We start from the raw sequence: 23,199 nt of genomic DNA, 5'->3' as shown, positions 1-23,199 counted from the left end.
GCTGGTCCTTTAACGATGCATCTGTTTCCACGCGCGTGCGGCGCGCCACTGCAGGCGCGGCCAGCCTGCGGCAGGGGTCTCGTCCACGATCACCCGCATTTGCCCGCTGGCGTGCGCGGTGCAGGCGAAGTCGTTGACCGAGACGGTTTCAAACGGCAGCCGGAAACTCTGTCCCGGCATGATGAGCACCGGTCCGAAAATCTGCGGCACGTTGTCGAGATTGCGCAGCAGGAGCACGTCGTTGGCGCCATGCGTCAGGTGGATTTCGGCGGGCAGGATGTCGACTTTGTCGCCGGCCGCGCGGCGCGCGTAGGTGCCTGCCGGGATTTCAAACAGTTCGTCGCGCGAGGCGAGGTTGATTGGCGCATAGGCAGACCATGCGGTGGCCAGCACGGCGACACACAGCGACAGCGCGCCGACGACGACCGGCAGGAAGCGGGTGCGCGGCATCTTCAATTTTTCAGCAGCAGTTTGACGTCATGCACCACATCGTCGGCGGTGCGGCCGTAGGGCAGCAGGGCGCGCAGCTTGCCGGCGCGGTCGACAAAGTACAGGTAGGACGAGTGGCCGACCAGGTAGCTGCCGCCCTCAATCGGCTTCCTGGTGGCGGTGATGCCATAGTCCTGCCGCACCTTGGCCATTTGCTCCGGCGTGCCGGTGGCGCCGATGAACGTTGGATCGAAGTTGCGCAGGTAGGTGCGCATGCGTTCTTCGGTGTCCCGCTCGGGATCGACGGTGACGTAGATGACTTGCAGTTCGCCGGCCTGCGCGCCCAGCTGCTTGCGCGCCTGCGCCAGCATCGCCAGCGACACCGGGCACACGTCCACGCAGGAGGTGTAGCCGAATTCCAGCAGCACCAGCTTGCCCCGGTACTGGCTCAGTTTCAGCGGCTTGCCGTCCGACCCCTTGACGGTGAAGTCGGGCGCCATGCGCGGCGGGTCGAAGGTGCCGGCCTTGAGCCCAAGGTTTTCAGCGGCGCCGGCGGCGGTGGCGAGCGTTAGTAGCAATGTGGCGAAGAGCGTCTTCACAGGCTGATGGTCACAGGTTTGATGGCTTTGACGAAGCTGTCGTCCACGTAGTTCTCGTAGGCGATGGGGCGCTTGATGGTGCCGGCTTCAATCGACAGCTGCATCAATTCGTCGAACTCCGCGCGGATCATGCGCAGGTCGCCGTAGGTGACGCGGTCGGCCGGGTTCTGCATCACGAAACGCAGCACGTTCGGGTCCTGGTTGAAGTATTTGCGGCCGGCGGCGATGGTGACGGCTTTCTCGCGGCTGGCCGGCGTGGAGTCCAGCCAGTTTCCCGCAGCCTGCACGTAATTGACCAGTTCCTGCACCAGCGGGCGGTTTTCCTTGATCAGTTCTTCGCGCACGGTGAGTACGCAGCAGATGTAGTTGCGCCACTCGTCGCGCGTCATGGCCAGCGGGCGGGCGTAACCGGCGCGCTGTGCGGCGGCGCCGAACGGTTCACCGGTGCAGTAGCCATCGACCGCTTTGGCGTACAGCGCGGCCGGCATGTCGGGCGGCGCCATCTCGACGATCTCGATATCCTTCGGCGACATTTTTTCGCGCGCCAGCATTTTGCGCAGGAACAGGAAGTCGACTGCGAAGCGGCTCGGGATGGCGATGCGTTTGCCTTTGAGGTCGGCGAATTTCTTGTAGGTGGAATCGGTGCGCACCATGATGACGGCGCCCGAGCGGTGACCCAGCGAGACAATCTTGACCGGAATGCGCTTATCGGCCAGGTCCATCACCAGTGGCGCCAGCATGTAGGCGGCCTGGATGCGGCCTGTCATCAGCGATTCCTTGACCTCGGGCCAGCCGTTGTATTTGCTGTATTCAAAGCCGCGCGGCAGGGCGCCGGGCTTGCCGGCTGCCGCCGCCTTGGCCATGCAGGCCACCGGCAGGGTGAGGTTGCAGGTGACGGGCAAACCGCCCACCTGGATCGGGGATTCGGCGGCGCTGGCGCTGGCGGAAGTCAGCAGCGGCAGCGCCGGGACGGCGGCAGACAGCATACCGCCAAGCAGTTGGCGGCGCAGGGGCGAATCAACTTCTGGATTGTGCATGGCGTGTCTCTTCCACCGTGATCTTACTGTATTGTTACTGTATTGTTACTGTAATTGTACTACAGGGTATTACGTAACAGTACAGCATCGGCCCTGTACAGGTCCGGTGATATGCGCTTCAGGTTGGCGACCTTGGGCAAATCGTTGTACACGATATACGGATCGTTCGGGTGCAGGGTCAGGTAGTTCTGGTGGTACGACTCTGCGGTGTAGAACTTCTTGTCAGTCTCGATCCGGGTGACCAGCGGCTTCTTGAAGGCATGCGAGGCATCCAGCTGGGCGATGTATTTTTCCGCCACGGCGCGCTGCGAGGCCGTTTGCGGGAAGATCGCCGAGCGGTATTGCGTGCCGCGATCCGGGCCTTGGCGGTTCAGCGTGGTCGGATCGTGCGCCACAGAGAAGAACACCTGCAGCAGTTTGCCGTAGCTGATTTGGGTCGGATCGTAGGTGATCTTCACGGATTCCGCGTGGCCGGTATCGCCTTGTTCAACCGACTCGTAATTGGCGGTGCGGGCCTCGCCGCCGGTGTAGCCGGAGACGGCGCTGGTCACGCCTTTAACGTGCTGGAACACGCCTTGCACGCCCCAGAAGCAGCCGCCGGCAAAGATGGCGGTGGCGGTGTGCTCCGTGCCCGCCGGTTCGTCGACGGCCGGGGCCGAGATGACGACAGGTGGTTCTGCCGCGCAGGCGGTGAGGGCGCCCATCAGGGCAAGCGGTGCGGCAAGTTTGAATGCGAAGTTTTTCATGTTGATGCTCCTTTTAACCGAAGGTGAAGGCGTAGGCTTGTACGCCGGGATCGAGGAATTCAATGCTGAAGGTGTGGTCGCCCACCGCGCCGCTACCCGATTGGCGCACCAGCTGGTACAGGCGCTGGCTGTCGATCTTGCCGGTGCCGTCGGCGGCGACGTCGCTGCCGTGGTTCTGGCCCGGCGCGGTGCCGTCGATGGTGACGCGGAAGCGCACTGGCTTGCCGTCCTTGCCGGGGCCCAGCACCAGGTGCAGGTCACGTGCATGGAAGCGGTAGACGATGCTGCCGGTGCCCTGGTTCAGCGTGATCTGGTCCGCTTGCGACAGCCAGTTGCCGGCCAGGCCCCACTGGTTCAGTGCCGGTTTGGCGGGAGCCGTGTACTGGCGGGCGGCGTTGGCGGCTTGCCGTTCCGGCGAGGCGAAGTTTTCGGCGCGCTCGTAGCCAAGGTAGGTTTCCGGCGAGCCGACCTGTCCCATGTCCGACTGCTGCTGGATGCCTTGCGCGTCTTCGGCGCTGACCACGGTGTTGGCTACGTCTTTGCGGCCGGCTTCTTCCAGCAGTTGCTGGATCACTTGTTCAGAGCGGGCGTATTCGCCTTCGCCGAAGTGGTGGTGGCGGATCTGGCCTTTGGCGTCGATGAAGTAGTGCGCTGGCCAGTATTGGTTGTTGAAAGCGCGCCAGATGGCGTAGTTGTTATCGACGGCGACCGGGAAGGTGATGCCCTGGTCTTTCACCGCCTTGCGGACGTTGTTAAGGTCACGTTCGAAGGCGAATTCCGGGGCGTGCACGCCGATCACTACCAGGCCCTGGTCGCGGTATTTTTCGGCCCAGGCTTTGGTGTAGGGCAGGCTGCGCAGGCAGTTGATGCAGGAGTAGGTCCAGAAGTCGACCAGCACCACTTTGCCTTTCAACTGCTCGGCCGTCAGCGGCGCGGAGTTCAGCCACTGTACGGCGCCGTCCAGCGACGGCAGCTTGCCTTCCACCGGCAGCGTGTCCGCTGCTTGCGCCATCGCACGGCGCGCCATCATCGCAGGGCCGGCAGCCATCGCGGTACGCGACATCATCGCGCCGCCTGCCGGGGCTTCGGGCTGCTGGCGTGGCGTCAGCGTGTCGATCAGCTTTTGTTCGATGCCTGCGGTGGCGACGGTCGACACTTGCTTCAGCAAGCCGGTATCCAGTCCGGTCGCAATCGCTGCCACGCCGGCCAGCATGGCTGCGCCCAAGCCGCGACGCACCCATTCACCTGCGCCCAGCGAGCGCTTCATCGCGCTGAAGACCTTGCCGCCGACGAGCAGCGCCAGGGCCAGTGAAGTCGCCGCGCCGGCCGCATACGCCAGCAGCAGCAACGTGGTGCCTACACTCGCGCCATTCAGCGCCGCGCCAGTCAGCACAAGGCCCAGCACCGGCCCCGCGCAAGGCGCCCACAGCAAACCAGTCGCCACGCCGAGCAGCAGCGCCGAGCGTGCGCCGGAACTCTCTCCATCCGCATGTGCCTTGTTGGACAGCTTATCACCGAGCGCCACCAGTGGCTTGGTCAAACGATCCGCCAGATGCGGCAGCAGCAGCGTCACACCAAAGAACGCCATCAGCACCAGCGCAATCCAGCGCCCGTACTGGTTAGCCTGCACCACCCAGCCGCCGCCTACCGCAGCCAGCGTCGCCACCAGCGCAAAGGTCAAGGCCATGCCGAGCAACAGCGGCAAGCCGCTACGCACGAACGGCTGCCCGGTGCGGGCAAACACAAACGGCAGTACCGGCAGGATGCAAGGGCTGAGGATTGTCAGCGCCCCGCCGAGATAAGAAAGCAGAATCAATAACATGATGACCTCCGATCAGGCTTCGCCAGGAACAAAGTTGAGCGCTACACCGTCGATGCAGTAGCGCAGGCCGGTCGGTTCCGGGCCGTCGTCGAACACATCGCCCAGATGGCTGCCGCAGCGGCGGCACACCACTTCTACGCCATACATGCCGAGCGACGTGGTGCGGCTGGTATTCACGCCGCGATCCAGCGGCTTCCAGAAACTTGGCCAGCCGGTGCCGCTGTCGAATTTATTCTTCGACGTGAACAGAGGATTCTGGCAGCCGGCACAGAAGAACTTCCCGGCGCGATGCTCCTTGTACAGCGGGCTGCTGAACGGGCGCTCGGTGCCATGTTTGCGCAGCACTTCATACTGGGCCGGCGAGAGCAGGGCGCGCCATTCGGCGTCGGTGTGGGTAACCTCCCAGGCGGCGGCCGGCGCGGCCGTCGTGCTGCGGTAGGCAAGACCCGCCAGCAGGGCGGCGCCGCTGGTCAGGATGAAGGAACGTCTGCTGGTCATCATGGAGTTCTCCGTAGGTGGAATAACGATGGAGCCATTCTGCGCCGGGAGTGTTGACGAAATCCTCACGTAAACTTAAACGATTTGTGATACTTTTCAGCGCAAGAATCCTGCACAATGACGCTCATGGAACCTAGCAAACGCGTACTCATCGTCGAAGACGACATTCATATCGCAGACCTGCTGCGCATACACCTCCAGGATGAGGGGTATCAAGTCACCCATTGCGCCGATGGCGCGCAAGGCCTTGCGCAAGTGCGCACCGGCGGCTGGGATGCGCTGATCCTCGACATCATGCTGCCCGGCGTGGACGGCCTGGAGATCTGCCGCCAGGCGCGCGCCATGACCAGCTACACGCCCATCATCATCACCAGCGCGCGTTCGAGCGAAGTGCACCGCATCCTCGGCCTCGAACTGGGCGCGGACGACTACCTGCCCAAGCCGTTCTCGGTGCTGGAACTGGTGGCGCGCGTGAAAGCGCTGCTGCGCCGTGCAGACGCCATGTCGCGCAGCCAGCGCGCCGAAGGCGGCATGCTGGAACTGAAAGGCGTTCGCGTCGATCCGATCACGCGCCTGGCCCATCTGAACGGCGCCGCGCTCGACCTGACGCCGCGCGAATTCGACCTGCTGTACCACTTCATCAAGCATCCTGAAAAAGTGTTCTCGCGGCTGGACCTGCTGAACCAGGTGTGGGGCTACCAGCACGACGGCTACGAGCACACCGTCAACACCCATATCAACCGCCTGCGCGCCAAGATCGAAACCGATCCGGCCGACCCGACGCGCATCCTCACCGTGTGGGGCAAGGGCTACCGCTACGCCGGCGGCGCCACATCATGAACCTGACACTGTCGCAGCGACTGTCGCTGGCATTTTGCCTGCTGCTGCTGGTGTGCTGCGGCGCGTCGGCCTGGCTGCAGATTCGCGCCAACATCATGCACGAGAAAGAGGTGGTGCAAGGCCTGTCGCGCGGACTGGCGCGCAGCATTGCGCTCGATGCCCAACTGATGCAGGCCGACGAAGAGAGCAACGCGCAAGCTCCGGCCAGCGATGGTCTCGGTCCGGCGGCGGTGCGCCGCCTGTTCAATAAGCTGATGAGCGTGAACCCCAGCGTGGAAGTGTATTTGCTGGACAATGACGGCCGCGTGGTCGGCCACGCCGCGCCGGCCGGGCACCTGAAGCGCGACCATGTGAACCTTGAACCGATCCGCCGCCTGCTGAATGATGAACCGCTGCCGATTCAGGGCGACGACCCGCGCAGCGAGCGCGGACGCAAGGTGTTCAGCGCCGCCGTCCTGCGTTCGGGCGAACAGAAAATCGGCTACATCTACGTGATCCTGCAAAGCGAGGAACACGACCGGCTGGCGGCGCGCGCGACAGCCAGCTCGGTGCTGCGCACCACCTTGTGGTCGATGGCGGTGGTGGCCGCGCTGGTGCTGGCTGCCGGCTTGATCGCCTTCCGCCTCATCACGCGGCCGCTGCATCGCCTCACCGCGACCATGCAGCAGCTGGACACGCAGGCCGACCAGCTGGTGCTGCCCGCACCGCAGCGCGGCGGCCCGCGCGACGAGATCGCGATTCTCGAACAGTCCTTCGCCGACATGGGCGCGCGCATCAACGAACAGTGGAAGACCATGCGCCAGCTCGATCACGACCGCCGGGAAGTGGTGGCGAATATTTCGCACGACCTGCGCACACCGCTCGGCTCCATCCACGGCTACCTTGAAACGCTGTCGCTGAAAGACGAAACGCTGGACCCGGCCGAACGCCAGCGTTACCTCGGTATCGCGCTGTCGCAGAGCCGGAAAGTAGGCCAGCTGGCGCAAGCCCTGTTTGAACTGGCGCGGCTTGAGCATGGCTCGGTGACGCCGGAGCTGGAGCCGTTCTCGCTGTCCGACCTGATACAAGACGTGTTCCAGAAATTCGAGCTGCAAGCGCAGGAACGCAATATCCGGCTGATGGCGACCCTGCCGCATCCCGCACCGATGGTGCGCGCGGACCTGGGCATGATCGAGCGCGTGCTGACCAATTTGTTCGACAACGCGATTCGCCATACGCCGTCCGGCGGCGAGGTGGAAATCACGGTCCAGGCGGCGGTTGCAGGCGCCGTCGCAGTGACAGTCGCCGATACAGGCCCTGGCGTGCCGGCCGCGCTTCGTGAGAACCTGTTCCGCCGCCCGGTCGCGCTGCAAGGCGAATACCGCGTCGGCGGCCTGGGACTGTTGACGGTCAACCGCATCCTGCAACTCCACCGCAGCAAGATCGAACTGGCGAGCGAACCGGGGCAGGGCGCAGTGTTCCGCTTTACGCTGGAAGCAGCGTAAGCGGCGTTCGCCACTCGGACAGGTAGTGCTGCGGCGTTTTGCCGAGGATACGGCGGAACATGGCGCTGAACGCGCTCGGACTGGCGTAGCCCAGCGCCGCCGCAATCTCACCCACGGCGTGGCCCTGCGCCAGCCGCCCGAACGCTTCGGCCAGATGCACCTGCTGCACCCACTGGCGGTAATGCAGGCCGGTCTCCTTGGGGAACAGGCGGATCAGCGTGCGCGCGCTGGCGCCCACTTCATCCGCCCACTGTTCGATATTCCGGCTGCTGCCCGGATCGGCCATGATGGCCGTGCACACCGCCACCAGTCGCCGGTCGCGTGGCCACGGAATGGCAATCGGCACCGTCTCCGCCGCCGCCAGCTCGGACAGGATCAGCATCGCCAGATGCTCGCCGCGTCCGGGGATTGGGTATTCAATCGGTTCCACCAGCAGCGCCAGTATCAGCTCGCGCAGCAGGGGACTGACTTCGATCACGCGGCAGCCAGCGCCAAAGGACTTGGCCGCATTGGCCTCGACGTAAATGGTGCGCATGGTGACTTTGCTGAGCGAATGCCAGTGATGCACCACGCCGGGCGGAATCCACAGCGCGCGGCGTGGCGGTAGTATCCATACGCCGGCCTCGGTCTGCACCCGCATCAGGCCTTCGGTGGCATACAGCAGCTGCGCGCGTTCGTGGCTGTGCGGCGCGACCGACACGCCATGCACCTCGTCGCGCGCCATTGCGGTGACGACGCGCGGCACGCGCTGGTAGTCGCGGTGATCGCTGCTGCGGGCTGAATTTGTCATTTATTCGACGATAGTTGGAATATCAAGCTTTGCACGCTATATTACACTGGGTCGCATGAATACTACTGCCACTTCCGCTACTACCGTAAGCCGTCCTCACGGCGAAACCGTCATGCAGATTTTGGGCGCCGTCGCGCTGGTCCATCTGCTGAACGACCTTACGCAGGCCATGCTGCCTTCGATCTACCCGATGCTGAAGGCGGAGTTTGGACTGAGCTTCACGCAGGTCGGCCTGATCACGCTGACCTTCCAGTGCACCGCCTCGCTGCTGCAGCCTTGGATCGGCCTGTACACCGACCGCCGTCCGATTCCGTTCCTGCTGCCGATCGGGATGGTGGCCACGCTGGTCGGCGTGTTGATGATGTCCTTTGCCTCCTCGTTCCACGCGCTGCTGTTGTCGTCGGCGTTGATTGGCGTCGGTTCCTCGACCTTCCACCCCGAAGCCTCGCGCGTGGCGCGTGCCGCATCCGGCGGACGTTTCGGTTTTGCGCAATCGCTGTTCCAGGTTGGCGGCAATGCAGGTTCGGCGCTCGGCCCCGTGCTGGCGGCGGCCGTCATCATCGGCCGTGGGCAAGGCAAGATCGCGTGGTTCGCGCTGCTGGTGGCTGTGGCGATCGCGGTATTGGTGTATGTGAGCCGTTGGCACAGCCACCACCTCGCGCAGCCGCGCAAGGCTGCTGCGCCGGCCGTATCGCCTTTACCTAAAGGCCGCGTTATCGGCGCGTTGACGGTGCTGGCGCTGCTGGTCTTCTCCAAGTACATCTACATGTCCAGCCTGACCAGCTACTACACCTTCTACCTGATCGAAAAATTCGGCGTGTCGGTGTCGTCGGCGCAGATGTATTTGTTCCTGTTCCTCGCGGCCGTTGCAGCTGGCACCTTCATGGGCGGCCCGATCGGCGACCGCATCGGCCGCAAGCGCGTGATCTGGATTTCCATCCTCGGCGCAGCGCCGTTCACGCTGGCGCTGCCCTACGTGAACCTGTTCTGGACCGCGCTGCTGACGGTGCTGATTGGCTTTGTGATTTCGTCCGCCTTCTCCGCCATCGTGGTGTTTGCGCAGGAGCTGGTGCCGGGCAAGGTGGGCATGATCGCCGGGATCTTCTTCGGCCTGATGTTCGGCGTCAGTGGCATTGGTGCGGCAGCGATGGGCCATATCGCGGACGTCAACGGCATCGCCTATGTGTACCGGCTGTGCTCCTACCTGCCGCTGCTGGGCATCCTGACCGTGCTGCTGCCGCGCATCGAGCATTAATCAGCGCGGCGGGATCAGCGGCTTGCGCAGCGCTTCGGCGCTGCCGCCTGCAATGCTGGCCGCACTTTGTGCCACGATGTCGTAAGGATTACCCATCGCGATGGCGCTGGCCTGATCCAGCCGCTGCATCTGCTCCGCGCTCAAATGCAGTGCGACTGCGCCCAGCGTGGCATCGAGTTGCGCGCGCGTGCGCGAGCCGAGGATGGGCACCAGCGCGGTGCTGGATTTGCGCGCCTTGTCCAGCAGCCAGGCAATGGCGACGTGGCTGGGCGTCGCATCCAGTTCCTGCGCGATGGCCAGCACCGCATCCAGCGTGGCGGTTTCGCGCTCGCCTTTTTCGGTGCGCAGTAGGACGCCGCCCAAGCCGGTCATGCGGCCTTCCTTGCTGCCGTCGCGGTATTTCCCGGTCAGGAGACCACCGCCCAGCGGCGACCATAGTGCCGCACCCAGTCCCAGTGCTTCCGCCATCGGCAGGAATTCGCGGTCGGCGCTGCGCTCGGCGAGGCTGTATTCAACCTGGATGCCGGCCACCGGCGACCAGCCGCGCAGCTCCGCCATCAGGTCGGCGCGCGCCACCATCCAAGCGGGGAAGTTGGACAGGCCGGCGTAGTGGATTTTCCCGGCGCGGACCAGATCATCGAAGCCGCGCAGGATTTCGTCGAGCGGCGTGGCGCCGTCGGCCATGTGAGCCCACAGCAGGTCGATGCGGTCGGTCTTGAGGCGCTTGAGGCTTTCCTCCACCGAGCGGATGAGATTCTTGCGGTTGTTGCCGGTGCGGGTGACGCCGTCGGCGGGCGAGAGGCCCAGTGTGTACTTGGTGGCGAGGACGAAGTAATCGCGGTCGGCGGCGATGAAGTCGCCGACCAGCTGTTCCGACTGGCCGGCCTGATAACCGTTGGCGGTGTCGATGAAATTGCCGCCGGCGGCGACGTAGCCGTCGAAGACGTCCTTGGCTTCACCGCGCTCGGAGCCATAGCCCCAGCCGGTGCCGAAGTTGCCGGTGCCGAGCGCCAGCTCCGAAACGCGCAAGCCGGTACGCCGGCCGAAATGCAGGTATTTCATGGCTTCCTCCTATGGTTGATACATCATAGGAGGGTGGCGCGCGGCGCGCCTGCCACGAAAGAGTTAGTTGCTTACTCGCCGATAAAGCGCATCTTGAAGTTGCGGCCCTTGATGGCGCCGAAGTCGCCGCCCAGTGGATTGCCTTTGTTAAGACGCGCGTAGGCGTCGTAGGCGACGCGGCGGTCGATCGCCACGTAGGTCTGGAACTCGGTCACATTGATCTTGCCGACCTGTTCCTTGGCCAGGCCGGCGTCGCCGGTCAGTGCGCCCAGCACGTCGCCCGGACGCAGCTTGTCCTTTTTGCCGCCCGAGATCACCAGCGTCATCATCGGTGCAGGATCAACGCCGTAGTCGTTTTCGTCGAGGCTATCGAGATCGAACCATTCAACCGGCTGGCCCTGATATTCCTCGATCAGCTTGACCCACTTTTTCTCGTTCGGCGCGCACAGCGACAACGCCATGCCTTGCTCGCCGCCACGGCCGGTGCGGCCGACGCGGTGGATGTGGACCTCGGTGTCCTTCGACACGTCGACGTTGATCACCGCTTCCAGATTCGGGATATCGAGGCCGCGCGCGGCGACGTCGGTGGCCACCAGCACCGAGCAGCTGCGGTTGGCGAACAGGATCAGGATCTCGTCGCGCTCGCGCTGTTCCAGCTCTCCGTACAGGGCCAGGGCCGAGAAGCCTTTCTGCTGTAGCGATTCCACCAGCTCGCGGCATTGCACCTTGGTGTTGCAGAAGGCAATGGCCGATACCGGCTTGTAGTGGCCCAGCAGGCGCGCCACGGCTTCGTTGCGGTTGTCGAAACCGATCTCGAAGAACAGCTGTTCGATCTGGCTGTTGTCGTGCTGCGCTTCCACCGTCACTTCGATCGGATCGACCAGGAAGTCGTCGGTGGCGCGGCGGATGTCGTCCGGGTAGGTGGCCGAGAACAGCAGGGTCTGACGGCGTTTCGGGCAGGCGCTGACGATGCCGGCGATTTCGTCGTAGAAGCCCATGTCGGTCATGCGGTCGGCTTCATCCAGCACCAGCGTGCTGACTTTCGACAGGTCCAGCGTGTTGCGGCCCAGGTGGTCGCGCACGCGGCCCGGCGTGCCGACGATGATGTGGGCGCCGTGTTCCAGCGAGGCGATTTGCGGGCGCATCGGCGAACCGCCGGTCAGCACCAGCACCTTCACGTTGCCGGTGGAGCGGGCCAGGCGGCGCAGCTCACCGGCCACCTGGTCGGCCAGTTCGCGGGTCGGGCACAGCACCAGTGCCTGCACCGCGAACCATGCAGGATTCAGCTTGTGCAGGATGCCGATGCCGAAGGCGGCGGTCTTGCCGCTGCCGGTCTTGGCCTGGGCGATCAGGTCGCGTCCTTCCAGTACCGACGGCAGGCTTTGCGCCTGGATCGTGGTCATCTCCTTGTAGCCGAGCGAGTCGAGGTTGTCGAGGAAAGCTGGATTCAGCGGCAGGCTGGCGAAGGCGGTGGAAGTCATGGTGGCGGTCCCTGTTCAAAAAGGATGTCAGCACAGTCTAACAGGCGCGTCGCCTTAGCTGTGCAGGAAGTGTATGAGAGGTGTACGGATGTTGTACCGGTGCTGTAGCGCAGCTGTACCGGTTCAGTCCCGCTTCCATACCGGCAAACCGGTAAGGTCAAGGTTTTCATCGCGCACCCAGATTGGCAGACCGGTGGTATCGGTCGGCTCCAGCAGTTCCAGTTGTTCCTGCTTGAGCGAGGCACGACGCACGCGCGGCGGCGGTGGACGCTTTGCTTCCGGTTCGAGCGGCGCGGCAGGGGCAAAGCCCGGCAGGTCGAACGTAGCGTTATCTTTTTTATCTCTCATCGGGAAAAAACAAAAGCCCGGCTGGGTGAGTCGGGCTTCGTGAACTTACAGAATTGCGCGCAGTTTAACACAAGCGCAATATCAGCGGAAGCTCAGGGCTCCCGTCAGGTCGCCCGGCGGCGTGGCGTGGCGCGCGGCGAAGGCTTCGTTACGCGTCTTCAGGCCTTCCAGCAGCGGCAGGCCGTGCAGGCGGGTGATGAAGCGCATGATCGAGGTGGTGTCGTAGAAGCTGTGGTCGACGTGGCCTTTTTTCGCGTGCGGCGAAATGATGATGGCCGGGATGCGCGAGCCCGGACCCCAGCGATCACCCTTCGGCGGCGCGACGTGGTCCCACCAGCCGCCGTTTTCGTCGAAGGTAATCACCACCAGCATGTTCCTGAACTGGGGAGATTTTTTCAGGTGCTCGATGACGTTGGTGATGTGGGCGTCGCCGGACTCGATATCCGAGTAGCCGGCGTGCAGGTTGAGGTTACCTTGCGGCTTGTAGAAGGTCACGGCTGGCAGCTTGCCCGCTATCGCGTCGGCGATGAACTTGTTCGAAATCGGGCTGTCGCCCAGGCCACCGTCGCGCAGGTGTTCTTCGCGCGCCTTGGTGCCCGGTGCGAACTGCTTGAAGTAGTTGAACGGCTGGTGGTGGTACTGGAAGTTTGGCTTCTCGCCGCCGCCGCGCGCGTCAAGGGCCGCTTGCCACGCGCCGCCGTACCACGCCCAGCTCACGCCTTTGCGCGACAGCAGGTCGCCGATGGTGTCGTAGGTTTGCGGCGGCAGGGTGCCTGCGTCGGCTGGATCGGCGTGCAGCGGGTCGCCGTCGAAGGCCGGGCGGATGTAGCTTGGCTGGTAGGGCGGGGCCATCGTGTTGACCGCGTAGCCGTCCGGCGTGATGGCGCCGTTGTTGACGAAGTGCGGATGGCCGTCCATCGCCGATTTCGGTGAGTCCGGGGTGGTAGACAGGCGGAAGCCGGTCGGGCCGTCGTCCAGCACCGCGATCTTCTTCTTGGCCGCGGTGTCCTTGGCGTTGAAGTATTCCGGCACGCGGCCGGTAATCAGGAACTGGTGGTTCAGGTAGGAGCCGCCGAAAGCCGCCATGAAGAAGTTATCGCACAGCGTGTACTGTTCGGCGATCTTCCACAGGCCGAGGTTTTTATTGGTCTCGCCGTAGTAGCCCATCACCATGCCGCCGGTGTTACCCCAGGCGGCGAAGCCGTCGTTCTTGCCGTCGTTGATCTGCATCTGGTTCTGGTAGAACAGGTGCCACAGGTCGCGCGTGATGACGGCTTCCGGCAGCGGCTTGCCTTCAGTGTCGACCAGCTTGAACGGGCCGTTCGGCAGGCCTTTGACATCGTCTTCCTTGATCGCGTATTTCTTACCGCCGATATCCTGCGTGTTCGGCACCATGCCGCCCCAGACTTTCGGCAGCGAAGGCAGCACCGAACCATCGCGGTCGCGCTGCACGCAAGCGGCGGCTGGCACCGCGGACAATGGCTGCGCGGTGCCTGGGAAATTGGCGAACAGATTGTTGAAGCTGCGGTTCTCGAGATAGATCACCACCACGTTCTTGATGTTGGTCTTGAGCTTATCGTCGAGCGAGCCTTTGGATGCTGTGGCAGGCTTGGCCGGCGCGGCTTCGGTCAGCGCAGGCAAGGAAGTCGCCAGCCCGGCAGCACCAGCGGCCTGGAAAATGCGGCGACGGGAAGGATTGGCCGGAGCGTCTTGCTCTTGTTGTTCTGCTGCTGGTACTTGATCCTTCACGCACGCCTCCCTGGCTAGACTAAAAGATCAATTGTGACAGCTTTGTGACTGGTTGTGTATGGCACTAGATTGATAATGCTGCTTGCTTGCGCGAGAAATCTGAATTAGCGTGGATGCTCGCGCAGGAGGTCATCATGCAGCTAAAGATGAAGAAGGCTATTGCAAGAAGTACATCTGAAAAAGATGTGGCAAAGTCCAGTCTTTCAACTGAGTTCTTTTCCCTTATGGATCAGCTCAATCGAGACACTAAGAAAAGCCGCGCGGCCGCCGTCAAGGTAATGAAGAAAGCCAGCGCCAAATGAGGTTTCTACTAGATGCCAATGCTGTCATAGACTACCTGCGCGGACACCCGCAGTTGGTTGAGGCGATTTACCGCGATGTGATGATCGCAGCTCAGGCAAAAAAGCGTGGTCTGACTGTCGTCACGAACAATACAGGAGATTTTTTCCGCCTTGCAGGGATAAAGGTGGAGAACTGGACGCTTTGAGACACACATCTCCATCACTGGGCACATTTCACCAAGCTTCACACCCTTGAGCCGCATCGTCAATGTGATTCCCTCAAAATCTATCTTTGCATGATGGCTGATTCTATTCAGATCATGCAAGCCATGCAGGCTTGCTTAGTGTGAGAATTTCCGCAAGTTCATGGGTTCTTAGGCCAGAAACGGAAAAAGCCGTTGATTTTCTTATGAAAATCAACGGCTTATCGAATTTGGTTGCGGGGACAGGATTTGAACCTGTGACCTTCGGGTTATGAGCCCGACGAGCTGCCAGACTGCTCCACCCCGCGTCTGAGGCCATAATTATATACAAGTGCGCGGCGATGCGCAAGGGCCGATTTATGCCGCCCCTAATTTCCACAAGGAAGTGACCTCGGCGGCGCGGGCGGCGTGGAGGGGATCGGTGGCGTCCGAGGCGCGTGGGTGGATTGGGCGGACGTCGATGCGGTCGATTACTTTCAGGCCGGCGGCGGCGATCCATTCCAGCAACTGTGCGCGTGGACGCAGGCCGAGGTGCTCGGCCAGGTCGGACAGGATCAGCCAACCTTCGCCGCCCGGCGTCAGGTGGGCCGACAGGCCGCTGAGGAAGCCGCGCAGCATGCGGCTGTCCGGATCGTAGACGGCGTATTCGATCGGCGAGCTCGGACGCGCCGGCACCCACGGCGGATTACACACCACCAGCGGCGCGCGGCCTTCGGGGAACAGGTCGGCCACTTGCAGCTCGACCTGCTGGTCGACGCCCAGCAGGGCCAGGTTTTCGCGTGCGCAGCTCAGGGCGCGCTGGTCCTGGTCGGTGGCGATCACGCGCGCCACGCCGCGCTTGGCCAGCACCGCCGACAGCACGCCAGTGCCGACGCCGATATCGAACGCCAGCGCCGCATTTTTCGGCAGCGGCGCATCGGCCACCATCTGCACGTATTCGCCGCGCACCGGCGAGAACACGCCGTAGTGCGGATGGATGCGCGCGCCCAGCGCCGGGATCTCGACGCCGGTGCGGCGCCATTCGTGCGCGCCGATCAGGCCAAGCAGCTCGCGCATGGAGGCGATGAACGGTTCTTCGTACCGGCCATACGCCTCGTTGCACGCCAGCTTGACGTCCGGCGCGCGGCGCAGCGGAATGGTGTAGCCCTCGTCGAAAGGAATCAGCAGCATGGCCAGCGTGCGGGCGCGCTGCGATTGCGCCTGGCGATGCAGGTGGAACGCTTCGGTCGGCGAGGAAGGGACTTTGGCCGGCTTGGCCTTTTTGCCTTTGCCGCCTTTGTGGTCGGCACGGCGCGCCAGCGCTTGCAGCAGCTGGCGTGCATTCTGGAAGTCACCGCGCCACAGCAGGGCCGTGCCTTCGCAGGCCAGGCGGTAGGCCACATCGGCATTGGTCGTGTCGTCTGCGATGACCACGCGCTTCGGTGGCGGCATGCCGGCTTCCGAACGCCAGCGCGCGGAATGCTGTTCGCCGTTCTCCTCCCAGTGGATGTGCAGTGGATCAGGCGAGGCGGAAGTTTGTACGGACATGTGGGCAATCGACAGAAAATAGTGACGCGCTACGCGCGGGCCGCGTAGCGGAGAGTGTCGCTATTATACCGGGCGCCAGAGGAGGGCCCGGATCGTGATTACGCGGCGGTGTTGTCGGGTGATGCGGCGTCGTCGGCTGCCGGTGCTGCGGCGGCATCGGCGGCGGCCGGCGTTTCGGTTGCGGCTGGCGTATCGCTGGCCACTGGGGCATCGCTGTCCGCTTGCGTTTCGCCGGCGCTGGCCGCAGCTTTGGCCTTGTCGGCGCTCGACGGCGGCGCGTAGGTGTTGGCGTCCTTGCTGTCGACCAGGTTGAGCAGGCGCAGCGACAGGCTGCGCAGGGTGTTGCGGTCGATGCCTTCGGCAGTTTTGCTGTTGTCGTCGTTGCTGGACAGCGCGGTGTGCAGGTCGCGGCCGATCAATTTGAACAGGTCCGCCAGTGTACCTGGGAAGTCGATGTTCGGCAGCTGCACGCTTGGCAGGTCCTTGGTCGATGGCTTGTCGCTGTCCTGCTCGGGCGCAGGCAGGCTGCTGGTCTGGCTGGCGGCGGCATTCAGTTCGTAGTTGTACTGGACTTCCACTTCGAAGTCGAACTTGCGGCCGTCGGCGGTGGTGATGGTGCCTTTACCGATGAAGTGCGAGCTGTCGGACAGGCTGAAGGCGGCGGCATCGGTGACGCCGTTGGCGCCTTCGGTGTGCTGGTAGCCGACGGCGTAGCTGGACGAGGTTTCCAGGCTGGCCGAGTCGAAATCGATCACCGCGCCCTTGGCGTCATCGCCGAACAGCGCTTGCGTGAAGCTGCTGACGAAATCCTGCGCGAAGTCCACCGTCGCGTTGCCGACTGCGGCCACGCGCTTGTCCAGGTCCAGCGCCCCACCGGATTTGATGGCCGGCGACGCGTCCTGCGTTTTCTGCACGGCGCCCGGCCTGTTGCCGTTTTGCTGGCCGGTGTAAAGAGCAGGCCAGCGGCCGCCCAGGTTCGAGATGGTAGACATGATGGATTCCGTTTGATATTACTTCTACAACTGTTTAACGGTATCGTATCCGATTACTTGAGGGCGGCGCGCAAATTAGTGGTGGTGGGTCCAGCCTTCCGGAGCTGCCAGGTAGGATGCGACTGCGTCTTTCTGGCCGATGGCGTGGTGGCGCACTTCGCCGCAGGCGCACACGCCGAGGTAAGGTTGGATGTGCGAGCAGGCCGAGACTTTCTGCAGGCGGACCTGGACGGCTTTAGCGCACTTGGCGCATTTGAAGGTGAGGGTGCGTGGTGCTTTTAACATGTTTCGATGACCGCTGGATGTGGCAAAGGCGGGATTTTATCACTCACGCGTAGAGATCGAGCGTGGGGCTGGCTGCCGGCTCGTCCTGGTAGGCGCGCTGCGCCAGTTCGGCGCGGGCCTGAACTTCCATCTGCTGCGCCTGGGCGGCGACGGCGCGGTCCGGGCCGGAGGGATCGGCCGGCGCCAGCGCGGCGGCCCGGATGGTGCGGGCGCGCTCGATGGTTTCTTCGGGCGTGGCGCCGGGCGAGGTGTCGATATTGACTTCGCCGCCGATGGCGTAACTGACGCCGTTCGGGCCGCGCTGGTAGGTGTAGGTGGCGCCGGAGGTGGCCAGTCCGCCGGATGCGGCGATGTGGGCCAGTTCGTGTTGGCGCACTTCGAGGTCGCGCGCTTTGAGCTGGTCGATCAGGGCCAGGGCTTCGGACGAGAGCTGGGTGGTGCTGGAGGGCGCGGCGGTGGTGGGCTTGTCGGCCGCAGGGGACGACGGCACCTGCACCGGCGGCTCGCTGCGCGCCGGCGTGGCGGTGTTGGAACTCGGTGATAGGGCGCCGATGCTCATGGGTGTGCCTCGCGGAGGCTACATGATAGCACCGGCGCTTTTTACATGACGCTAATCGTGCTGCGGCCGCCGGCGGAGGGCTGGACCAGGATTTTGGCCGAGATCCGCTCGGTCATTTCCTGCACGTGGGAGATGACGCCGACTTTGCGGCCCATCGCTTGCAGGCCGTCCAATGCGTCCATTGCGACGCGCAGGGTGTCGGCATCGAGGCTGCCGAAGCCTTCGTCGATGAATAGCGATTCGACCCGCACGCGGTTGGAGGACAGGGAGGCCAGTCCCAGTGCCAGCGCCAGCGAGACCAGGAAGGATTCGCCGCCGGACAGCGAGTGCACGGAGCGCATTTCGCCGCCCATGTCCTGGTCGCGTACCAGCAGGGCCAGGGATGGGCCGCTGTTGTTGGGAATGCGTTCCAGCTGGTAGCGGCGCGACAGGTGGTTGAGGTGGGCGTTGGCGTAGCCCAGCAGGACGTCCAGCGTGAATTGCTGGGCGTAGTTGCGGAAGCGCTTGCCGTCGGCGGAGCCGATCAGGTCATCCATGCGCGCCCAGCGTTGGGCGATGGTTTCTTGCTGCTCGATTTCGGCCAGCATGGCGGAGGAGCGGTGGCGCTTTTCGTCGTCCTGCGCCAGTGCGAGCTGCAGCGCGGTGGCGTGGTCGCTGGCGGCTTTGCGTTCGGTTAGCAGGGCGTTTAGCAGGGAGGCGATGATGGCGGTTGGCGATGCGACAGGTTCGGCGTCATCGGTGGACTGCTCGGCCTCGGTCTGCGCATCGGCGGCCCACAGGTCGGCGGCGGCGCTGTCGGCGTTTGCGGGATCGCTCGCGGCGGCGGCTTGCGTGCCGTCGGCGTTGCGTGGTGGCGGCGCGGTGAGTTGGTGTTGCTCGCGTTGGCGCTGGCGTTCTTGCAGGACGGTCGCGGCGTGGTCGGCGGCGCGGGACAGGGCTTGCAGCGCCTGGCGTTCGGCGTTGATGTCGTCGGCGGAGCGGGCCAGTAGCGCGTGCAGTTGCTGCAGGTCTTGCAGGCCGGCGTCGGGCTGGCGCTGCTGGAATGCGGCCAGCCAGTCTTGCAGGCGCGCGGCGGCGACGGTGCTTGCGGCTTGCAGCGCTGCGAGCTGTTTGCCTGCTTGCGCCAGTGCTTCGTCGTTGCGGACCTTGGCTTGCGCGGCTTGCTGGGCTGCGGTTTGCGCGGCGGCGTGGCGGGCTTTCGCGTTGTCGATGGCGGCTTGCAGCGCGGCTTCGACGTCGCGGACTTCTTTGCCGCCCCACATGGACATGCGTTGGTCCTGGCTGGCTTTCAACGCGGCGTCGGCGGCGGCGAAGGCTTCGCCGGCTGCCTGCGCGTCGTGGCCAGTTTTGGCGAGGGCGTCGGCCAGTGCGTTTAGTTCGACTTCAAAGCCAGCCAGCAGGGCCAAGCGTTCGTCGTAGGCGGTGCGGTAGGCCAGCCATTGCTTGCTCTCGGCCTGACGCGCTTCGTAGAATCGCGCCGGGCCGGAGCGCCAGTCTTCTTTCCATTCTTCGCTTGGCATTTCGCCGCCGCTGAAGGCGGGATCCAGATCGGACAGCAGGCCACTCAGTGTGAGGGCGACTTCGATGCGCTGGTCTTCCAGTGCCTTGTATTCGGTGCTCGATTGCGCCAGCGCGGTGCGCGCGGCGGCGGCGACAGTTTGCAGGCGCGTGTGCTCGGCGGCGGCGCTGTCATAGGCGGCTTGCGCCTGGTCGCGAGCGGTGCGGGCGGCGTGCAAGGCGCGTTCTTGCTGCTCGATGGCTTGCAAGGCTTGATGCGTCTCGGCCAGTTGCGCCACGAACCATGCTGCGCGCTCGACGTCCGGCGGCAGCGCTGCTTGCTGTGCGTACTGCGCGTGCAGCGCATGGGCTGACCAGGCGGCGGTGACGCGCTCCAGTGCTTGCTGCACCGAGCGTTGTTCGATGGCGAGGACGTTTAGCTGTTCGGCGCTGGCTTGTGCGGTGGCGCGTTGCGCGGCTTGCTGGTTGACATTGGCTTCCATCTGCTGGCGGCACTTGTTCACATCGGCCTGGAACTCGCGCAGCATGTTTTGCAGGCTGTCGTCGTTGTGGCGATACGGATGATCGAGCGCGCCGCACACCGGGCAGGGCGTGTCGTCTTCCAGCGATTGCCGCAGCGACTCCACGCTCTTGGCGCAAGCCGCTTCCGCCAGCCGCAGCGCGCGCTCGGCCTGCGAGAACGCCGCCATGATGGCGATGCCTTCCTGTTGCGACGCCGCGACCTGCGCCTCGGCCGCCGTCATGGCCTGCCGCAGCTGCGCCGATTGCGCCTCGATCTGGCCGTGGCGTGCTTGGTGCGAGGCCAGCTCCAGCCAGATTTTCTCGGCGCCGGCCAGCACGTCGCGCCGCTGTTCATGGCTGCGACGGGACGCCTGTAGCTGCTCAACCGAGTACGCGGCCATCGCCTGCGTCGCCTGCTGGCGCTGCGCGTCCAGCGATTGCAGCGCCGCTACGGCGGCGGCCAGCCTGGCGCTGGCGTCAGCTTCCTCGTCTCGGTGCGCCTGCGCGTTGCGCTGCACGCGCGACAGGCCGGACGCCAGCCGTTCCGCCGTCGCAGCCGCCTGGCCGGCCTGCACGAACAGCACGTCCCAGCGTTCCCATTGCAGCGCCAGAGCCTTCCAATGCTTGTGCTGCTGCAGCCATGCCACGCCGGCCTGCTGTTGCGCTGCCACGCGGGTTTGCTCGCTTTGCTTCGATTGCAGCGCGGCCTTGGCGGCGGCGTCGGCTTGCTGTGCCTTGTCGTGCGCGGCGGCGGCCTGGCGATAGGCCGGCAGCATCGCTTCGATGCGTGCGTCCAGGGCCTTGGCCTGATCCAGTTGCGGCGCTGCGGCGCGTTGCGCGGCTTCGGCATCCTGCTGGCTGGCGGCCGATTGCGCGAGGGCGACGTTGGCCGCTTCCAACGCCTGCGCGGCCTGCTGCATGTTGTGCGTACTGGTGGCGATGGCGGCTTGCGTGCCCTCGATTTCGCCATCGATGCGACGTATCTCGTCCGCGAGCGGACGCGCAGGCTGCACCGCATCGACCAGCGCCAGTGCCGCATGACGCGGCGCGGCGGCTGCCACCTCGGCCTGCGCGGCGGCGACGGCCTGCTGCGCCGCCTGTTCATCCTGCGCCAGTTTTTCGGCTTGCTGATGCCAGCGCAGTTCCTGCTCAAGCTCCGCCTTTTGCTGGTCCAGCGCTTGCAGCGCCACGCCGGCGTCGGCCTGTTTCGCTTCGATCTCGGCGCGCTGCTCGGCGGTTAGCGGCTTCTGGTCCGCCAGCCGCAGGTTCAGTTTTTGCAGCGCCGCCTGTTCCAGCTTGTTGCGCTCAAAAGCGCGCATGGAAATTTCGGAGTAGACCGTGCTGCCGGTCAGCGTTTCCAGCAGCTCGCCGCGCTCGTTGTCCTCGGCCTTGAGGAAGGCGGAGAACTCATTCTGCGCCAGCAGCACCGCGCGCGTGAACTGCTCGAAGGACAGCCCGATACGCTTCTCGATTTCCGCTTTCACCTCGGTCTTGGTGCCGCCGACAGGCTGCTCGGTCGGCAGCAGAAGAAGCGACATGCTGGTCGGCTGCAAAGCGCCTTCGGCCTTGTTGCGCGAGCGGCGCACGCTCCAGCGCGCGCGGTAGGTGGCGTTGTCGCTGCCGACGAATTCCACTTCGGCGTAACCTTCTGCCGTGCCCCGGCGCAGCAGCGTGCGCGGGTCCTGCGTGGAGACGGTTTCGTTGCCGACGTCGGCGAGGTAATTACGGCCTGCCACGCGCAGCAGGCGCGGGGTGGCGTCGTACAAGGCCAGGCAGAGGGCGTCCAGCAGGGTGCTTTTGCCGGCGCCGGTCGGGCCGCTGATGGCGAACAGGCCGGTCGATGCCAAAGGCTCAGATTCAAAATTGACGCAGAATTCCTCGGCCAGCGACGCCAGGTTTTTACCGCTGATTTTCAGGATTCTCATGGCTGCATCAACTCCGCGAAGGCGCTCAGTTGATCGGCCGGCGCATCGTTGCCGAAGCGCTGCTGGTAAAGCTGCCTGAATATGTCATCGGGCTTGAGCTTTTCCAGTTGGTCCAGCGTCATCACCTCCTGATCGATGGACGAGGCGCGGGCAGCGGTCGAGGTTTCGATCTTCGCGAGGCGCACGGCCTTGCCATCCAGCGCCGCTTCGATGCGCGCGCGCAGGCCGGGCTCCGGCTGCTCCAGCAGCACACGGACTTCCAGATACGGCTGCTGCTCGGGCGGCGCTTCCGGCGGTGACAGCGCATCCAGTTCTTCCAGCACCTGCGCCAGCGGCGCGGGCTTGGACGGAACACGTAACAACTCCACCGCACGCGGCACCGGCACCGGCACGATTTCGCGCAGCGCGGCGCCATCAAGGTCGATACGCAGGATCTGGTGCTTGTAATTCACCTCCGCGAACGACAGCGGCAGCGGGCTGCCGCAATAGCGGATATGTTCCTGCTTGCCGACGTTCTGCGCCAGATGCAAATGGCCCAGCGCCGCGTAGGCGATGTCTGGATCGAAGATCCCTGCCGGCAGCATCTCGGTGCCGCCGATGACGATGCGGCGCTCGGAATCGCTGGACATCTGGCCATCCACCATGTGGCAATGGCCCATCGCGATGATGGCCTGGCCGTCTTGCCGCTTGCTGACGGCCAGTTCAAACGCTTGTTTGTAGAGCTGAGCGATGCCGGCCAGGTAAGGATCGGCGCCGTCCTCGTTCGCCACGCGCGGCACGTCGCCGGGACGCAGGAAGGGCACGGCCAGGCACCATGCGGCCACCGAGCCATCGCGCGCGGTCAGCGGCAGCACCAGCGATTCCACGTCGATCTGGCCGTCGGCCAGGCGCTGCACCGCGCCGATCACGCGCGTGCCGTGCGCTTCAAGCAAAGGTCCGGGCGCATCCAGCCGGCCTGGCGAATCGTGGTTGCCGGCGATGACGACCAGGTTCAGGTGCGGTGCGCGCTCGCGCGCCCGGCGCAGGAACGTGTACAACTGCTTTTGCGAGGCCGACGACGGATTGGCGTTATCGTAGACATCCCCGGCGATCAGCAGCACGTCGGCCTGTTCGGCGACGATCGCGTCCAGCAGCCAGTCGAGAAAGCGCTGGTGCTCGTAATGACGCTCAAAATTATGCAGGGATTGGCCGAGATGCCAGTCGGAGGTGTGCAGCAAACGCATGAGAAAAAATCAACAAACAGCCGGAAAGCGCTCAATATAGCGCAA

Annotated in this window: 21 protein-coding genes and 1 tRNA gene; 4 read left to right on the top strand and 18 right to left on the bottom strand. The window is 64.4% G+C overall.

Annotation, left to right across the window (positions count from 1 at the left end):
• Positions 1–9: 9 nt before the first annotated feature.
• The 6 genes from BMZ70_RS09555 to msrB are packed head-to-tail and all read right to left on the bottom strand — an operon-like array spanning position 10 to position 5,131.
• Entirely contained in the window at positions 10–450 is a 441-nt protein-coding gene (locus BMZ70_RS09555; protein ID WP_229205354.1) for a cupredoxin domain-containing protein, read from the bottom strand.
• Positions 451–452: 2 nt separating this feature from the next.
• Positions 453–1,028: an SCO family protein gene (locus BMZ70_RS09550; protein WP_229205353.1), complete on the bottom strand. Its 576-nt coding sequence runs from the start codon at positions 1,026–1,028 to the stop codon at positions 453–455.
• On the bottom strand, positions 1,025–2,065 hold the full coding sequence (locus BMZ70_RS09545) for an ABC transporter substrate-binding protein (protein ID WP_092272897.1): 1,041 nt from the start codon (positions 2,063–2,065) through the stop codon (positions 1,025–1,027). Before BMZ70_RS09545 ends, BMZ70_RS09550 begins: the two co-directional genes overlap by 4 nt.
• Positions 2,066–2,124: 59 nt before the next feature.
• Positions 2,125–2,811, bottom strand: coding sequence for a peptide-methionine (S)-S-oxide reductase MsrA (gene msrA, locus BMZ70_RS09540; protein WP_092272894.1), 687 nt, complete (start codon positions 2,809–2,811; stop codon positions 2,125–2,127).
• Positions 2,812–2,824: 13 nt separating this feature from the next.
• A complete protein-coding gene (locus BMZ70_RS09535) occupies positions 2,825–4,633 on the bottom strand; it encodes a redoxin family protein (protein ID WP_092272891.1) in 1,809 nt (602 codons plus the stop codon).
• 12 nt (positions 4,634–4,645) lie between these two features.
• The gene (gene msrB, locus BMZ70_RS09530; RefSeq protein WP_092277701.1) at positions 4,646–5,131 is read right to left on the bottom strand and encodes a peptide-methionine (R)-S-oxide reductase MsrB; all 486 of its coding nucleotides are present in this window, start codon (positions 5,129–5,131) and stop codon (positions 4,646–4,648) included.
• 126 nt (positions 5,132–5,257) lie between these two features.
• On the opposite strand from msrB, the gene BMZ70_RS09525 reads away from it, so the two are divergent.
• Positions 5,258–5,971, top strand: coding sequence for a response regulator transcription factor (locus tag BMZ70_RS09525; protein WP_092277699.1), 714 nt, complete (start codon positions 5,258–5,260; stop codon positions 5,969–5,971).
• Positions 5,968–7,455, top strand: a complete 1,488-nt coding sequence (locus BMZ70_RS09520) for a HAMP domain-containing sensor histidine kinase (protein WP_092272888.1) — start codon at positions 5,968–5,970, stop codon at positions 7,453–7,455. Before BMZ70_RS09525 ends, BMZ70_RS09520 begins: the two co-directional genes overlap by 4 nt.
• Here BMZ70_RS09520 and BMZ70_RS09515 read toward each other — a convergent pair.
• Positions 7,436–8,245 carry an AraC family transcriptional regulator gene (locus BMZ70_RS09515; protein ID WP_092272885.1) on the bottom strand — a complete coding sequence of 270 codons (810 nt, stop codon included), beginning with the start codon at positions 8,243–8,245 and terminating at the stop codon, positions 7,436–7,438. The two genes, BMZ70_RS09520 and BMZ70_RS09515, sit on opposite strands and share 20 nt — an antisense overlap.
• Positions 8,246–8,300: 55 nt before the next feature.
• Between BMZ70_RS09515 and BMZ70_RS09510 the strand changes: the two genes are divergently transcribed.
• Entirely contained in the window at positions 8,301–9,500 is a 1,200-nt protein-coding gene (locus tag BMZ70_RS09510) for an MFS transporter (protein ID WP_092272882.1), read from the top strand.
• Here the strand turns inward: BMZ70_RS09510 and BMZ70_RS09505 are convergent, their stop codons facing one another.
• The 4 genes from BMZ70_RS09505 to BMZ70_RS09490 form a co-directional block, all read right to left on the bottom strand.
• Complete coding sequence (locus tag BMZ70_RS09505) at positions 9,501–10,562, bottom strand: aldo/keto reductase (RefSeq protein WP_092272879.1); 1,062 nt, start codon at positions 10,560–10,562, stop codon at positions 9,501–9,503.
• 71 nt (positions 10,563–10,633) lie between these two features.
• Complete coding sequence (gene dbpA / locus BMZ70_RS09500) at positions 10,634–12,043, bottom strand: ATP-dependent RNA helicase DbpA (RefSeq protein WP_092272876.1); 1,410 nt, start codon at positions 12,041–12,043, stop codon at positions 10,634–10,636.
• Between the two features lie 123 nt (positions 12,044–12,166).
• Entirely contained in the window at positions 12,167–12,391 is a 225-nt protein-coding gene (locus BMZ70_RS09495) for a hypothetical protein (RefSeq protein ID WP_092272873.1), read from the bottom strand.
• 81 nt (positions 12,392–12,472) lie between these two features.
• Positions 12,473–14,140: an acid phosphatase gene (locus tag BMZ70_RS09490; protein WP_092272870.1), complete on the bottom strand. Its 1,668-nt coding sequence runs from the start codon at positions 14,138–14,140 to the stop codon at positions 12,473–12,475.
• Between the two features lie 134 nt (positions 14,141–14,274).
• Between BMZ70_RS09490 and BMZ70_RS28320 the strand changes: the two genes are divergently transcribed.
• Positions 14,275–14,442 (top strand): hypothetical protein, encoded by a 168-nt coding sequence (locus BMZ70_RS28320; RefSeq protein ID WP_165403491.1) that lies wholly within the window; start codon positions 14,275–14,277, stop codon positions 14,440–14,442.
• A gap of 413 nt (positions 14,443–14,855) precedes the next feature.
• Here the strand turns inward: BMZ70_RS28320 and BMZ70_RS09475 are convergent.
• The 7 genes from BMZ70_RS09475 to BMZ70_RS09445 form a co-directional block, all read right to left on the bottom strand.
• Positions 14,856–14,932, bottom strand: a tRNA-Met gene (locus tag BMZ70_RS09475).
• 49 nt (positions 14,933–14,981) lie between these two features.
• Positions 14,982–16,151, bottom strand: a complete 1,170-nt coding sequence (locus tag BMZ70_RS09470) for a methyltransferase (RefSeq protein WP_092272861.1) — start codon at positions 16,149–16,151, stop codon at positions 14,982–14,984.
• Positions 16,152–16,249: 98 nt separating this feature from the next.
• Positions 16,250–17,143 carry a hypothetical protein gene (locus BMZ70_RS09465; RefSeq protein WP_092272858.1) on the bottom strand — a complete coding sequence of 298 codons (894 nt, stop codon included), beginning with the start codon at positions 17,141–17,143 and terminating at the stop codon, positions 16,250–16,252.
• A gap of 75 nt (positions 17,144–17,218) precedes the next feature.
• Positions 17,219–17,428: a hypothetical protein gene (locus BMZ70_RS09460; protein ID WP_092272855.1), complete on the bottom strand. Its 210-nt coding sequence runs from the start codon at positions 17,426–17,428 to the stop codon at positions 17,219–17,221.
• A 43-nt stretch (positions 17,429–17,471) separates the two neighbouring features.
• Entirely contained in the window at positions 17,472–17,987 is a 516-nt protein-coding gene (locus BMZ70_RS09455) for a putative metalloprotease CJM1_0395 family protein (protein ID WP_092272853.1), read from the bottom strand.
• A 41-nt stretch (positions 17,988–18,028) separates the two neighbouring features.
• Entirely contained in the window at positions 18,029–21,931 is a 3,903-nt protein-coding gene (locus BMZ70_RS09450; protein ID WP_092272850.1) for an AAA family ATPase, read from the bottom strand.
• Positions 21,928–23,154, bottom strand: coding sequence for an exonuclease SbcCD subunit D C-terminal domain-containing protein (locus BMZ70_RS09445; protein WP_092272847.1), 1,227 nt, complete (start codon positions 23,152–23,154; stop codon positions 21,928–21,930). Before BMZ70_RS09445 ends, BMZ70_RS09450 begins: the two co-directional genes overlap by 4 nt.
• Positions 23,155–23,199: the final 45 nt, after the last annotated feature.

Source organism: Duganella sp. CF402, assembly GCF_900109645.1.
Lineage (GTDB): Bacteria > Pseudomonadota > Gammaproteobacteria > Burkholderiales > Burkholderiaceae_D > Rugamonas.
The sequence above is the reverse complement of the archived record's forward strand: the minus strand, read 5'-3'. Positions and strand labels throughout refer to the sequence as shown.

What these genes read in the sequence shown, in the direction of transcription:
- BMZ70_RS09555 (WP_229205354.1), bottom strand. Translation starts at nt 450, where the DNA reads ATGCCGCGCACCCGCTTCCTGCCGGTCGTCGTCGGCGCGCTGTCGCTG.
- BMZ70_RS09545 (WP_092272897.1), bottom strand. Translation starts at nt 2,065, where the DNA reads ATGCACAATCCAGAAGTTGATTCGCCCCTGCGCCGCCAACTGCTTGGC.
- msrA (WP_092272894.1), bottom strand. Translation starts at nt 2,811, where the DNA reads ATGAAAAACTTCGCATTCAAACTTGCCGCACCGCTTGCCCTGATGGGC.
- BMZ70_RS09535 (WP_092272891.1), bottom strand. Translation starts at nt 4,633, where the DNA reads ATGTTATTGATTCTGCTTTCTTATCTCGGCGGGGCGCTGACAATCCTC.
- msrB (WP_092277701.1), bottom strand. Translation starts at nt 5,131, where the DNA reads ATGACCAGCAGACGTTCCTTCATCCTGACCAGCGGCGCCGCCCTGCTG.
- BMZ70_RS09525 (WP_092277699.1), top strand. Translation starts at nt 5,258, where the DNA reads ATGGAACCTAGCAAACGCGTACTCATCGTCGAAGACGACATTCATATC.
- BMZ70_RS09520 (WP_092272888.1), top strand. Translation starts at nt 5,968, where the DNA reads ATGAACCTGACACTGTCGCAGCGACTGTCGCTGGCATTTTGCCTGCTG.
- BMZ70_RS09515 (WP_092272885.1), bottom strand. Translation starts at nt 8,245, where the DNA reads ATGACAAATTCAGCCCGCAGCAGCGATCACCGCGACTACCAGCGCGTG.
- BMZ70_RS09510 (WP_092272882.1), top strand. Translation starts at nt 8,301, where the DNA reads ATGAATACTACTGCCACTTCCGCTACTACCGTAAGCCGTCCTCACGGC.
- BMZ70_RS09505 (WP_092272879.1), bottom strand. Translation starts at nt 10,562, where the DNA reads ATGAAATACCTGCATTTCGGCCGGCGTACCGGCTTGCGCGTTTCGGAG.
- dbpA (WP_092272876.1), bottom strand. Translation starts at nt 12,043, where the DNA reads ATGACTTCCACCGCCTTCGCCAGCCTGCCGCTGAATCCAGCTTTCCTC.
- BMZ70_RS09495 (WP_092272873.1), bottom strand. Translation starts at nt 12,391, where the DNA reads ATGAGAGATAAAAAAGATAACGCTACGTTCGACCTGCCGGGCTTTGCC.
- BMZ70_RS28320 (WP_165403491.1), top strand. Translation starts at nt 14,275, where the DNA reads ATGCAGCTAAAGATGAAGAAGGCTATTGCAAGAAGTACATCTGAAAAA.
- BMZ70_RS09470 (WP_092272861.1), bottom strand. Translation starts at nt 16,151, where the DNA reads ATGTCCGTACAAACTTCCGCCTCGCCTGATCCACTGCACATCCACTGG.
- BMZ70_RS09465 (WP_092272858.1), bottom strand. Translation starts at nt 17,143, where the DNA reads ATGTCTACCATCTCGAACCTGGGCGGCCGCTGGCCTGCTCTTTACACC.
- BMZ70_RS09460 (WP_092272855.1), bottom strand. Translation starts at nt 17,428, where the DNA reads ATGTTAAAAGCACCACGCACCCTCACCTTCAAATGCGCCAAGTGCGCT.
- BMZ70_RS09455 (WP_092272853.1), bottom strand. Translation starts at nt 17,987, where the DNA reads ATGAGCATCGGCGCCCTATCACCGAGTTCCAACACCGCCACGCCGGCG.
- BMZ70_RS09450 (WP_092272850.1), bottom strand. Translation starts at nt 21,931, where the DNA reads ATGAGAATCCTGAAAATCAGCGGTAAAAACCTGGCGTCGCTGGCCGAG.
- BMZ70_RS09445 (WP_092272847.1), bottom strand. Translation starts at nt 23,154, where the DNA reads ATGCGTTTGCTGCACACCTCCGACTGGCATCTCGGCCAATCCCTGCAT.